Origin of the sequence: Periweissella beninensis, from assembly GCF_016908275.1 — a bacterium.
GTDB classification, from domain to species: domain Bacteria; phylum Bacillota; class Bacilli; order Lactobacillales; family Lactobacillaceae; genus Periweissella; species Periweissella beninensis.
The window spans coordinates 1-13,966 of the sequence record NZ_JAFBDN010000031.1 but is presented as its reverse complement, the minus strand read 5'-3'; the positions used below and the strand labels follow the sequence as shown (position 1 = coordinate 13,966).

At 36.0% G+C, this 13,966-nt stretch carries 11 protein-coding genes; all 11 read left to right on the top strand.

Annotated features, from left to right (window positions below):
* Window positions 1–328 precede the first annotated feature (328 nt).
* The 11 genes from JOC59_RS08325 (at window position 329) to JOC59_RS08275 (ending at window position 13,754) form a co-directional block, all read left to right on the top strand.
* Window positions 329–1,522: a galactokinase gene (locus tag JOC59_RS08325; RefSeq protein ID WP_205144310.1), complete on the top strand. Its 1,194-nt coding sequence runs from the start codon at window positions 329–331 to the stop codon at window positions 1,520–1,522.
* Entirely contained in the window at window positions 1,522–3,006 is a 1,485-nt protein-coding gene (gene galT / locus JOC59_RS08320; RefSeq protein WP_205144309.1) for a UDP-glucose--hexose-1-phosphate uridylyltransferase, read from the top strand. The genes JOC59_RS08325 and galT overlap by 1 nt, the downstream gene beginning before the upstream one ends.
* A 98-nt stretch (window positions 3,007–3,104) precedes the next feature.
* Entirely contained in the window at window positions 3,105–4,514 is a 1,410-nt protein-coding gene (locus JOC59_RS08315) for a glycoside-pentoside-hexuronide (GPH):cation symporter (RefSeq protein ID WP_205144308.1), read from the top strand.
* A 24-nt stretch (window positions 4,515–4,538) separates the two neighbouring features.
* Window positions 4,539–5,540, top strand: coding sequence for a UDP-glucose 4-epimerase GalE (galE, locus tag JOC59_RS08310; RefSeq protein ID WP_205144307.1), 1,002 nt, complete (start codon window positions 4,539–4,541; stop codon window positions 5,538–5,540).
* Window positions 5,541–5,542: 2 nt separating this feature from the next.
* Window positions 5,543–6,577: an aldose epimerase family protein gene (locus JOC59_RS08305; RefSeq protein WP_205144306.1), complete on the top strand. Its 1,035-nt coding sequence runs from the start codon at window positions 5,543–5,545 to the stop codon at window positions 6,575–6,577.
* A 101-nt stretch (window positions 6,578–6,678) separates the two neighbouring features.
* Window positions 6,679–7,716 carry a LacI family DNA-binding transcriptional regulator gene (locus JOC59_RS08300; protein WP_205144305.1) on the top strand — a complete coding sequence of 346 codons (1,038 nt, stop codon included), beginning with the start codon at window positions 6,679–6,681 and terminating at the stop codon, window positions 7,714–7,716.
* Between the two features lie 91 nt (window positions 7,717–7,807).
* A complete protein-coding gene (locus tag JOC59_RS08295; protein ID WP_205144304.1) occupies window positions 7,808–8,641 on the top strand; it encodes an aldo/keto reductase in 834 nt (277 codons plus the stop codon).
* 600 nt (window positions 8,642–9,241) lie between these two features.
* Window positions 9,242–9,520 (top strand): DUF2089 family protein, encoded by a 279-nt coding sequence (locus JOC59_RS08290; RefSeq protein WP_205144303.1) that lies wholly within the window; start codon window positions 9,242–9,244, stop codon window positions 9,518–9,520.
* 267 nt (window positions 9,521–9,787) lie between these two features.
* Window positions 9,788–10,672, top strand: coding sequence for a diacylglycerol/lipid kinase family protein (locus tag JOC59_RS08285; RefSeq protein WP_205144302.1), 885 nt, complete (start codon window positions 9,788–9,790; stop codon window positions 10,670–10,672).
* A gap of 333 nt (window positions 10,673–11,005) precedes the next feature.
* On the top strand, window positions 11,006–12,364 hold the full coding sequence (gene brnQ, locus JOC59_RS08280; protein WP_205144301.1) for a branched-chain amino acid transport system II carrier protein: 1,359 nt from the start codon (window positions 11,006–11,008) through the stop codon (window positions 12,362–12,364).
* Window positions 12,365–12,482: 118 nt separating this feature from the next.
* Complete coding sequence (locus JOC59_RS08275; protein ID WP_205144300.1) at window positions 12,483–13,754, top strand: MFS transporter; 1,272 nt, start codon at window positions 12,483–12,485, stop codon at window positions 13,752–13,754.
* The last annotated feature ends 212 nt before the right edge of the window (window positions 13,755–13,966 follow it).

Below are 13,966 nucleotides of genomic sequence, written 5' to 3'. Positions count from 1 at the left end.
TCTTTTTTTACACCTTTTTTTACAAAATGCAAGAAAAAAAGATACCGATTAACATGACGACGTCATGTCTATCAGTACCAAAAAGTGTAGACCCCCTTTCTACTCACTAGACGATAGGGTATCTCTTTTCTTATGCCTTTTTTAAGCATAAAGCTAATTATCAGTATAAAAAATAAAAATCCATCTTTCTTAACGTATTATTTGATTAGAGTAAACTAAAAATTAAGCACATAAAAAAGTTGACTAAACATTAAGTAAACGATATAATAACTTCAGATGATAGCGCTTACATCAAAAAGATATTTTAAATATGAAGGGTAATAATAAAATGGACAAGACCGTATTTCAAAAATTAGCAACAATTTTTGAAGAAAAGTTTAGAACTACTGCGACAGATGCATTCTTTTCACCCGGGCGCATTAATTTAATTGGAGAACACACTGATTATAATGGTGGCCACGTTTTTCCTGCAGCAATCACGATTGGAACATATGGCGTTGGGCGCCCACGTCAAGATAAGTTGGTTAGATTATATTCTACGAATTTTGATGATACAGGTATTATTGAATTTGATGTTGACGATGAAAGTAAATTGGCTCATGGTGCTTGGGGTAACTTTGTGAAAGGTGTTTTACAAGCGATGCGTGGGTACGGTAATCATTTTACCCATGGCTTTGAATTAGTAATCGAAGGGAACATTCCCAATGCATCTGGTTTATCTTCATCTTCTTCATTAGAATTAATGATTGGGGTTGCCGTCCAACGATTCTTTGATCTTAAGATTCCACGTTTACAATTAGTTGCTTCTGGTCAACGGGCCGAAAATGATTTTATCGGTGTTAATACGGGTATTATGGATCAATTTGCCATTGGCTTTGGTGAAACACAAAAAGCAATTTATCTTGATACAAATACTATGATTTACGAAATGGTTCCGGTTGATCTTAAAGATAACGTTATTGTAATTATGAATACCAATAAGCGGCGTGAGTTAGCAGATTCTAAATATAATGAACGAGTTCGTGAAACTCAAGAAGCGGTATTTGACTTACAACAAGAGTTAAATATTCAAACACTTGGTCAATTAGATGAGGCTAAATTTAATAAATACGCCCATTTGATTAAGAATGAAACAATTTTAAAACGAGCTCGCCATGCTGTTTTAGAAAATGAAAGAACCAAAGAGGCCGTTAAATATTTGAATGCGGGTGATTTAGTTAATTTTGGTAAGCTATTAAATGCCTCACATCAATCATTAAAAGATGACTATGCAGTAACTGGTTTAGAGCTAGATACATTAGCCGAAACCGCACAAAAAGTACCTGGCGTATTAGGGGCTCGTATGACTGGAGCTGGTTTTGGAGGCTGTGCCATTGCATTAGTTGATCGCAAACAAGTTGCTGAACTTGAAGCAACAGTTAAGCACGCATATCAAGAGAAAATTGGTTATGCACCATCATTTTATGTGGCCGAAATTGGTCAAGGTGCCCACTGGGTTGGAACTATAAAAGAGGTATTATAATGAACATTTCAGGTGTTATTACTGGATTTGTAAATAACATAATAGCAACTAGCGAGTATGAAGAACTAGATCGATTTTATTTAACAAATCAAGTGCTAAAAATGATCGGCGCTAATGACTTTGATCAACAACAACCAGCGATGCAAGCGTCGATGTTAACGTTAATGGATATTCTAGTTGAGTATGCTAATGATAATCAAACATTGAGTAAATTAGGTATTAATAGTGATATTTTAGGTGCCAATCTAATGAACTTATTAGTACCACGACCAAGTGTGGTTAATAGTGTTTTTTGGCAAAAATATCAAGAAAGTCCTCAAACTGCAACTAAGTATTTTTATAATTTATCTAAGCAATCCAATTATATTAAAACCCGAGAAATTGCTAAAAATATTTCTTACAAAATTAATTCAGAATATGGACCAATTGAAATTACTATTAATCTGTCAAAACCGGAAAAAGATCCTAAAGCAATTGCAGCCGCTAAAAAGCTGCAACAAGTGACTTACCCTAAATGTCAGCTTTGTATGGAAAATGAAGGCTTTGTTGGTAAACTCAACTATCCTGCTCGTAGTAATCATCGAATTGTTCGTTTGCAGTTGGGTGATGAAGAGTGGGGCTTTCAATACTCACCATATGCCTATTTCAATGAACATGCGATTGTCTTATCTAAAACACATCGTGATATGCATGTCAATATGGCGAATATGCAACGATTATTAGCATTCGTTGATTTATTTCCAGATTACTTTATTGGATCAAATGCTGATTTACCAATTGTGGGAGGCTCAATTTTAACCCATGATCATTTTCAAACAGGGCGGCATGAAATGCCAATGGCTAAAGCCCCCATTGAAACTGATATTCACTTACGGGGATTAAAGTTAGTCGCTGCGGGAATTGTCAAATGGCCAATGTCAGTAATTCGCTTAGTTGATAGGGATCAAGCTAAACTATTACAAGCAACTGCCATGATTATTGATGCTTGGAAAAAGTATAGTGATCCACAACGAAATATTGTGGCGGTTACTAAAGATAATCAGCAACACCACACCATAACACCGATTGTACGTAAACGTGATGATCTGTATGAAGTTGATTTAGTATTGCGGGATAATAATGTGTCAGCTGAATTTCCAGATGGAATTTTTCATCCGCATCCTGATGTACAACATATTAAAAAAGAAAATATTGGTTTAATTGAAGTAATGGGATTAGCCATTTTACCACCGCGCTTAAAGCACGAAATGCAAGAAGTGGCTAAGTATATTAGTAATCAACCAAATGAGATTGCTAATATACATCAAACGTGGGCTGATAAACTTAAGGCCACCAATATGATTACTACTAATAATGCATCAGCAGTAGTCAATCAAGCGGTTGGTGAGGTCTTTGTAACGGTGCTTGAAAATGCAGGCGTCTTTAAGCGAACTGAAGACGGACAACGCGGGTTTATGCAGTTTTTAAAAACAATTTGCAAGTAAATATTTTTGTTGAATTGGGATATGTGCTACGATTAGCTATTATCCCAAAATTTAAACGCTTCTATGTAAGCGTTTTCTAGCAGAATGTGAGGAACGTTATGAATAACGGAAAATTAAAACAGCGCCTTGGGTATGCGCTAGGGGCATTTGGTCATGATACCTTCTACGTGGCCTTGAGTACTTATTTTATGATTTTTGTGACCAGTGAACTTTTTGATGGTTCAAATACTCATACCACAAAGTTAATAGGAGTGATTACATCATTAGTTGTTGGTATTCGGTTAGTTGAAATTGTTTTTGATCCAATTATTGGTGGTATTATTGATAATACACGCTCAAAGTATGGTAAGTTTAAGCCATGGTTGGTTATCGGTGGGCTTGTCTCATCTATATTAGTTATATTGATTTTCAGTAACTTCTTTGGTTTAGCGGATAATAATTCAACTCTTTACTTAGCGTTATTTGCCATTGTTTTTGTATTATTAGATTCATTTTATTCATTTAAAGATATTGCTTTTTGGTCAATGATTCCAGCCCTTTCAACAGATACCGCGGAACGGGAAAAATTAGGAACTTTTGCGCGTTTTGGGTCATCACTTGGTGCTAACGGAACGACAATGATAGTTGTCCCATTAACCACGTTCTTTACTTACATGGTGACTGGTAAACATGAGCAAGGTGCGAGTGGTTGGTTTTGGTTTGCCATCATTGTGGCTGTTGTGTCAGGCGGAACAGCGATTATTACAGCCCTTTTAACGAAGGAAAACGAATCTGTGATTCGCCAACAAAGCGAAAAAACAAAGTTTACTGATGTCTTCAAAGCAATTGCTAAAAATGATCAATTAATGTGGTTAGCCTTTGCTTATATTACGTATGCAATCGCTAACGTGGCAACAACTGGTGTTTTATTACTATTTTATAAATTTGTCTTGGGTGAACCTGGTGAATTTTGGTTTGTAGGCTTAATTGCCACAATTACTGGATTGATTGCCGTGCCATTATTCCCAGTAATTACTAAGCTTATTTCACGGCGCTACATTTATATTGGTGGTTTAGTAATGAATCTAATTGCCTATGGTTTGTTTATGACAGCTGGCCAAAGCTTATTACAAGTACAAGTTGCTACGACGCTATTTTATTTCCCACAACAATTGATCTTTTTAGCAACATTAATGACCATTACTGATTCTGTTGAATATGGCCAATTAAAGAATGGTATTCGTAATGAAGCAGTAACGTTATCAATTCGCCCATTATTAGATAAAATTGCTGGTGCTTTATCTAATGGGATAGTGGGCTTTGTAGCCGTCGCAGCTGGTATGAGTGGCCATGCAACCGCAGCTAATATTACGAGTGCTAATGTCCACACTTTCAATACATTTGCATTTGTACTACCTGGAGCATTAATGATTTTTTCTATTGCAATTTTTGCTTGGAAAGTACGGTTATTTGAAAAGCAACATGCGCAAATTGTTGCTAAATTAGAAGCTAAATTAACACAAAATTAATTAAGAGAGTGAGGATGATTTAAGATGAGTATCTTAGTTTTAGGTGGGGCTGGTTATATTGGATCACACATGGTTAAAACATTAGTAGAATTAGGTAAAGATGTGGTAGTGGTGGATAATTTATCAACTGGGCATCGACAAGCGGTTAATGAAGCTGCCCATTTTTATCAAGTTGATGTGCGTGATAAAGAAGCTTTATCAGCTGTATTTGCGCAAGAACCCATTGAACAAGTAGTGCATTTTGCAGCTAGCTCAATTGTACCGGAGTCAGTTAAAGATCCGTTAAAATATTTTGATAATAACACGGGAGCAATGATTACATTGCTTGAAGTGATGAAAGAACATGCTGTTAAGCAGATTGTCTTTTCATCAACTGCCGCAACATATGGTAATCCGGTTAATATTCCAATAAATGAACAAGAACCACAAAAACCAATTAATCCGTATGGTGAATCAAAATTAATGATGGAAAAAATTATGCATTGGGCGGATTTAGCAGATGGTATTAAATGGGTCGCTTTACGTTATTTTAATGTGGCCGGGGCCGCTGCTGATGCAACTATTGGTGAGGATCATAACCCCGAAACGCACTTAGTACCAATTATTTTACAAGTGGCCCTTGGGCAAAGACCTGAAATCAAAATGTTTGGTGATGATTATCAAACTCCTGATGGGTATAATGTTCGTGACTACGTGCATGTAATGGATTTAGCCAACGCGCATGTCCTTGCATTAGATTATCTAGCGAAGGGCCATGACTCTAATCAATTTAACTTAGGTTCTGCTAGTGGTTTTTCAGTTAAGGAAATGGTTGAAGCAGCACGAACTGCGACAGGGATGCCAATCAAGGCAACTGTGGCACCACGGCGTGCCGGTGATCCTGATATCTTGGTAGCTGATTCTAGCAAAGCACGTGAAATTCTTGGTTGGCAACCACAATATGATGATGTGAGCGACATTATTAAGACAGCATGGCAATGGCATCAACAACATCCACATGGTTATGCAGATAAAGGAGATAAGTGAGTATGACAGTTACGCAAACTGATTTTGGTCAATATGCTGGGCAACAAGTAGTGAAATATACGATTGAAAATCAAGCGGGAATGCGCTTGAGTATTCTGAATTTTGCGGGAATTATTCAAGAAATTTCAGTTCTTGATGATAATCAACGAGTGAATTTAGTTTTATCAAGTGATGATATAACTGGTTTTACAGCAAATGGCTATAACATTAATCGAATTATTGGTCGGACCGCTGGACGAATAACAAAGGGCCAATGGTACCGAGATGGTGAGTTAATTAAAGTGCCAGCTAATGAAAATGGGCATACCTTACATGGTGGGCCTAATGGGTTAGGTCAACAGTTTTTTATGGTTAAAATTAAGCAACCCAATGAAATTACGTTAACGCATACCGCATATAGTGAGAATGATGGTTTTCCAGGTGACTTAGCAGTCGAAGTCACTTACCGGCTAGATGATGCTAACCGAGTTCACATCACAATGCGTGGTACACAAAGTGGTCAACCGGGAGTCTTTAATCCAACTGTGCATACCTACTTTAATCTTGCAGATCCTGCCAAAACAGATATTTTGCAACAAGATTTATACGTTAATAGTGATGGACATTTAGCTGTTGATGAAACCAAGGTACCTACTGGGGAAATTATTGAAAATGCGAACAGTGTATTTGATTTAAAAAAGCAGCATGATTTAGGTCAGATTCTTACCCAAATGCAAAGTGAAACGAATGAGGGTGGCTTTGATGATATGTTTGTTGTACCAAGTGATTTAACACAGGTTGCGGCACGAGTGACAGATCAAGTTAGCCAACGTAAGATTAATATTTATTCTGATCGCAATGCGATTGTTGTCTTTACTGCTAGTCAGCTTGATAGTAGCGTAGAAGGTTTAAATCGGGGTGTGGGGCATCCTTATGAAGCAGTTGCTCTAGAAGCGCAAACCTTACCTGATAGTGAAAATCATGATAATCTGGGTGATGTCGATATTGATGTTGATGAAACTAAAACATATCATATCGTTTATGAATATCAAAAATAATAAACCTAAAAGTAGCTACTAATCAGTTTTGATAAAAGGAGCTACTTTTTTGGTTTATACGGTATTATAGAGATAAAAGAGTGAGAATTGAGGGAATATTTATGGTAAGTATGCGCGACATCGCGAAACAGGCCGGTGTTTCACCAGCAACGGTTTCACGGGTTTTAAATAATGATCATTCGTTAAAGGTTACTGAAAATACCCGTAAACGAGTGATTGATATTGCAAATAAATTAAACTATCAAAATAAGCAAAAAACGAGAAAACCAAGTAAGCAAAAAGCAAATTTAAAACTATCAGTTGCTGTGATTAATACCTTTGATAACGAACGTGATTTAAATGATCCGTATTTTAATTCAATTTTAGCAGGGCTGACAACCGAAGCACAAAAATGGAATATGCGGTTTGAAAAAGTTTTTCGGCTTAAAGATTCGAGTAAAAACTGGGCGGATTTAGCAACTTATGGGGCGGTGATCATTATCGGTAACGTTACGCGAGAGGTTATTGATCAAATTCATGTATATAATCAAAATATTGTTGTCTTGGATGAGACGCGTCCACTTGAGGATTATGATATTGTCCATAATGATTTCAGTTATCAAATGCGTCAAGTGCTCGATTATTTATATAGTAAAGGTCATCGTCAAATTACGTTTATTGGCGCGGATGTCGATTTATACGATTTAGATGGTCAAGTAGTTGCGACATACATTGATGCTCGCCGTAAGGTCTATATAGAATGGATGCAACAGCGACACTTAGATGCCTATTTGAATGTTAATCTTAGTGGTTGGGATACACTAAGTGCGATTACTGTGACGGAAAAAATTATTCAACAATCGCCAATCCCCACTGCGATTGTGGCTGCTTCTGATCCGATTGCCATCGGTGTTTATCGTGGACTTCAAAAAAATAATCTTGTTGTTGGCCAAGATGTATCAGTAGTTAGTTTTGATGATATTGAGTTTGCGCAGTATTTAACGCCACCATTGACTACAGTACATCCAGAAACTATTGAAATGGGGAAAGGTGCTTTACGTTTAGCAAGAGAGCGAATATTAGGTGAACGAACATTGCCGGTTGAACTAATTATCCCATCAAAATTTCAAGCTCGACAAAGTATTGGTGATGCTCGTTAAACAGTTTATTGGTAAACATTTTATAAAAATGCTACCTTATAGAGAGATAAAGCTCAACCAAACCGTAATTAGAAAAGAGGTTGTTTAATTAATGGAAAAATTTATTTTTAATGATGGTCATGAAATGCCAAAAATTGGTTTTGGAACATATCAAATTCGTGGTGGTCAAGGAATTGATCAAGTACTCGCTGCGATTCAAAGTGGTTACCGCCTTCTTGATACATCAACTAATTATGACAGCGAGGGAATTGTTGGCGCTGCTATTCGCCGTTCAGGAATTCCTCGTTCAGAATTTTTTGTGACAACTAAACTACCAGGTAAATATCATCGCTTTGATGATGCCCTAGCTGCCATTCAAGAATCAATTGCACGCTTAGGATTAGATTACTTAGATTTATACTTAATTCATTGGCCACTCCCTAAACGTGATCTTTACGTTCAAGCATGGCAAGCCCTAATTGTGGCGCAAAAATTAGGGTTAATTCGTTCAATTGGGGTTTCAAATTTTGAACCTGATCATTTGGATCGTTTAATTAAAGAAACGGGTGTGAAACCTGCCGTTAACCAAATCGAAGTCCATCCGTATTGGAATAATGATAATCGAGTGCAAGCTACCCAAGAACGGGATATTTTAGTTCAGGCTTGGAGTCCGTTTAGTCGTAATCCAGATGTGTTCAATGAGCAAGTGGTGCAAGATCTAGCTACCAAATATCAGAAAACGCCTAGTCAAATTATTATTAGATGGCATCTACAACGAGGTATTTCACCGATTCCAAAGTCGCGTAACTTAAAACATGTCCGTGAAAATTTGGCGGTCTTTGATTTTTCATTAACTACGGATGAGATTACAACGATTAATCAACTTACTAAAGATGATGGGCGAGTTGATAATCAAGATCCTAATACGTACGAAGAGTTTGAATAGTTTTGTGGGTGTTTTATTTCATCAACGTTAAAATTTACTAAAGTTTATGACACGTTATTAAGCGGTTCATAAACTTTTTTTATTACAATATATTTATTATAAGTATAAGAAAATGTATGATTATCATATTTTTTGTAAGCACTAAATGTAAGGTTTAATTATGTTAAATTAAGTAAATAACTAAAAAAAGTCGCTGCATCCTTGATCTTAAGCGTTTAGTTACGCCAATATAGTTTAAAAATATCAATAATATTTTTAATATAGTTAAAAATAGCTAATAATAAATATGTTTAAAATGAATAAATATGCAAAAAATTAAATTTAATAAAATATAAAATATTTTAGTTGATTATTAATATTATTTAAGTTTTTGGTTAATCGCTGAAATAACTGTAATAGTGGATTATTGTATATATTAATAATGTTACAAAATATTGAGTTAGTATTAATTTGTAAGCACAATGCTAGTATAAATATGCAAGTATGATATACTATGATTCATAGATTCGTCTTAAAAATATTGAACATAAAGCGTGAAGCTAATATATCACGTTGATAGGTAGGCTGAATCTAAGTTATGGTAACAAGGGGGTAAGCAATATGGATTGGTTTTTTGAATTAGATGAAAAAAATCAAGAATTTGTAAAGCAATTTATTTTATCTTCAGGATCTTTAAAACATCTCGCTGAGGAATATGGTGTTAGTTACCCAACGGTTCGTTTATGGGTTAACCAACTAATATATAAAATTGAAAACGAAGATCGAAATAATGGTGACTTTGAAGAGCAAATTCTTGGTATGGCTAAAGCTAATCAAATTTCATTAGAGACAGCGCGTGAAATTATCGAGCGCTATCATAAAGAAAATAATATTTTATAGCAACTAAGGTAACTTCTGGGGGGAGTTACCTTTTTGTTTGTCGTTTTAGATAACTTAGACTAAGCTTTTATGATAAAATTAAGAAAATTCAATTAAGTGAGATACTCTCAATAAAGTTAAACCTGTTAAAGTGATGATAGATTTAGTTGGTAAAACTTAAAATAAAAAAATAAATGGGAAAGGGAATTTGTTAGTGGTTGTTTGTTAGGTGTAAATACGCAAATAGCTAAAATGCGAACAGTAGCCTACTAACAAAAAGGCACAAGCATGAAAAATTCAGATTTATATGGAATTTTTTTTAATTTAAAAGCAGGGAACTCACAAGCCCATCAAATCGCTGATCAAGTTAGAGATAATTTAAATGCAAACGGTATTAATACTAAGTTGTTGACTGCTAGTACGCCAACACGTGCAGAGAAATTAATCATGACAATGATGCCTGATTTAACTGGTCTTATTGTGATTGGTGGGGATGGTACGTTAAATTTAGCAGTTAAGGCAATGCTTAAAAGTAAATTAAAATGTCCAATTGGTTTAATACCCGCAGGAACAGTTAATAACTTTGCAACTAAATGGCAATTGCCAACTGATGTTAATAGTGCAGTTACTAACATTTTAAAAAAACAAGTTCAACCATTCAGCGTAGGGGTTATTAACGGTGAGCAAGTTTTGATTAGTTCACTTACATTTGGTAATTTGGCAGATTTGTCAAATGAAGTGCGGCAACAAGATAAGCAACGTTTTGGCAAGATTGTATATGTCGGAGCTGCTTTAAATCGCATTGGTAAGCATAAATCCTATTTGATTGACTATCAAATTGATGATGAACCGGCGATAACTTTGAAAACCTGGTTTGCACTTTTAACTATGTATAGTACAGTTGGTGGTCTTAAATATAGTGCTAGTGCCCATAATCAGATGCACTTAAGTATTTTAAATAATATTCATTTAAAACAAGTCACTTCTTTCATGTATTTTGCCTTAACAGGTCGGTTGAATAACTCTAAAGCAATTACATATAAGCAACCAACGCACCTAAAATTAAAAAGTCATGATAATACGACGGTGACAACGAGAATTGATGGTGATCCAGGCGTTAAGTTACCAATTATTATTGAATATTTACCTAATTATTTTGAAATTTTTAAATGAAGGAGGCTAACCTACTGCTAAATTAGTGAATTATCACGTGATTACGCAAAAATTAATTATAAATTAGCTTGACATTAATTATTTTTAATGTTTAAATGATAAACATATTAGAAAACGAGGAAAAATCATGAACACTTACACTTCACTTGCAGTTTCACAAATTATTATTAGCGCAGTCATTATTTAGATGATGGTGGGCTAATGCTTTGTGTTGTTCGCCATCATCAATGGTGGTGAACAGCTGATAGTGCGAGTGGGATTGATTAACAAGCGCAACCAACTGTTTAAACAGTTGGTTGCGTTTTTTTCTTGTTAAAAAAGGAGAATTATTTGATGGAAAATCACAAACAGCAAAAGCACCATACTCTTTTAGTCGCATCTCTTATCTTTGGCATGTTTTTTGGCGCCGGGAACTTAATTTTTCCAGTCCAATTAGGGCAAAATGCCGGTAGTAATTGGTTCTTAGCCACAGTTGGCTTCGTGATTACTGGAACAGTAGTCCCATTTTTAGCGATGCTAGCGGTAGCAACAACACGCGCAAATGGAGTTTATGATATTGCTAAGCCAGTGGCCCCTTGGTTTGGCACATTATTTTTAGTCATGTTGCACTTAACAATTGGCCCTTTTTTTGGAACACCACGGACGGCAGCGACTGCCTTTTCAATGGGAGTGGCCCCATTTTTGCCAGCTAAGTTTCAAACATTGGGGATGTTAATTTTTTCAGCACTTTTCTTTGGTTTAGCCTATTTTCTTAGTTTTAAGCAATCAAATATTTTAGCTTGGATTGGTAAGTATTTAAACCCATTATTCTTAGTTTTATTATTAATTATTTTAGTTTTAGGATTGGTACTACCAATGGGAAATTTACATCAAGCCGTGGGCAGTGCTTATCAACACCACGTTGTTTTACAAGGCTTTTTAGATGGTTATAACACCATGGATGGAATTGCCCTATTAGCTTTAGCAGTTACTGTTGTTTTTGCCGTCCAAGGGCTAGGATATCAAGGAAACCAAGTACCTAAAATGATTGCAAAAGCAGGATTACTCAGTATTGTGGCGGAAGCTCTTCTATATGCAGCATTAGTTTTATTAGGTGCCTCAAGTTTAGGAACGCTTAAAGTTGCGGCCAATGGTGGGGATGCATTTAGTCAAATTGTTGCCCATTATACTGGTAACTTTGGGACTTTGTTTACAGGGTTAGTGGTCACGTTAGCAGTATTTACAACCGCCATGGGGCTTTTTGCTTCCTTTGCACAAGATATGCATCGCGCTTTTCCAAAGGTAAGTTATGTTAATTGGCTTCGGGTCATTGCATTGGGTTCATTTGTAACGGCTAATGCAGGCTTAACCAATATTGTTACTTGGGCTGTGCCAGTCTTAATGTTCATGTATCCTATTGCACTGTCTCTAATTACGCTTTCATTATTAAGTAAATTTTTTAATCGTGACAAAGTTGTATATCGGGGGATGCTATTATTGGTCGTTGGACCAGCCCTACTAGATGCTTTGGCTAATTCACCATTAGCAACAATGTCTTGGGCGGCAACATTGGTTAATACGTACCATAATGTTGTGCCATTTGCCAGTTTGGGCATGGGATGGGTTGTGCCAGGACTTGTTGGGCTAGGACTAGGCTATGGCGGTTACGTAATTAAAAATCGCTTAGCAAATACAGTGGTCAATCCAGATTAAATTTTAAATTAAGCGATAGAGATGGAACAAAAGCTAACATAAGCGCTCTACAAAAATTATTTTTAGTGGCATACTGAATATTAATTGTAAAAAAATAATTTTTGGCTAGGAGGTCAAAATGGTGCAAAACGATAGTAAGCGAATTACGCAAAATATTGTTAAAGGGTCATTAGGCAATATGATTGAATGGTTTGATTGGTATATTTATGCTTCATTCGCCATTTATTTTGCTAAGGCTTTTTTCCCAGATGGTAATCGGACTGCAGAATTATTGAGTACGGCGGCAGTGTTTGCAATTGGATTTTTAATGCGTCCAATTGGGAGCTATATTATGGGCAAATATGCTGATCAGCGGGGGCGTCGGGCCGCTTTAACTTTATCAGTATCAATCATGGCGGTTTGCTCACTTTTAATTGCACTAACGCCAACCTATCATACCATCGGAATTGCCTCACCAATAATTTTAGTGGTGATTAGGCTAGTTCAAGGATTATCTTTGGGTGGTGAATATGGTATTTCCGCAACATATCTTGCGGAAATGGCAAGCTCTAAGCGTCGTGGCTATTATGCATCATTTCAATACGTGACATTGATTAGTGGTCAATTATTAGCGTTATTAGTACAAATTGCGTTACAGGGCCTATTTACCGATGCTCAATTATATGCTTGGGCGTGGCGGATTCCTTTTGGAATTGGTGCCTTGGGAGCTCTATTGGTTCTTTACTTACGAATTTCAATGGCTGAAACAACTCAGTTTATGGTAAGTCAGGCATCAGATAAGCCCAAAGGGACTTTAAAATTGTTAGCCAAGTATCCAGGTCAATTTTTAACGGTGGTTGGGTTAACGTTTGGTGGCACAATTGCTTTTTATACGTATACAACGTATATGCAAAAATATATGATTAATACACTCGGGTTAAACCCACGCTTGACGGCGACAATTAATTTTAGTGCGTTATTAATTTTTATGCTCATACAACCGATTTTTGGCCACATCTCAGACAAGATTGGGCGGAAACCATTATTGTATTGGTTTGGTATTTTAGGAACGGTTGGTACTGTTCCAATTTTTAAAGGATTGCAAACCTTTAGCTCACCAATTAGTGCATTTATCTTAATGCTCTTGGGTTTATTGATTGTTAGTGGCTATACCTCGATTAATGCCATTGTTAAAGCTGAATTATTTCCGACTGAAATTAGAGCTTTAGGGGTTGGATTACCATATGGCTTAACTGTGGCAATCTTTGGCGGAACAGTTGAATATATTGCTTTGTGGTTAAAATCAATTCACCATGAACAATGGTTTTTCTACTATGTTTCGGGCGCTATTTTTATTAGTTTATTAGTTTATCATCGGATGTTAGAAACACAAAAACATGCTAAGTTATGATGGTAAAATGTGCGTTAGAAAGCTAAGATAATTATTCACGGAGATTTCCTTCCTGCTTGGCGGTGGGTTGGTTATCTCTTTTTTTATACCATATTTAAAAAATATAAAAAAAGGTACTTGAACTGACCCCCATAAATTGGAGTGATGTTTTAAGCGATTAATTGGATGGCATGTTTCCGGAATTCAACCGGAGTCATGCCGTCCAATTTTTG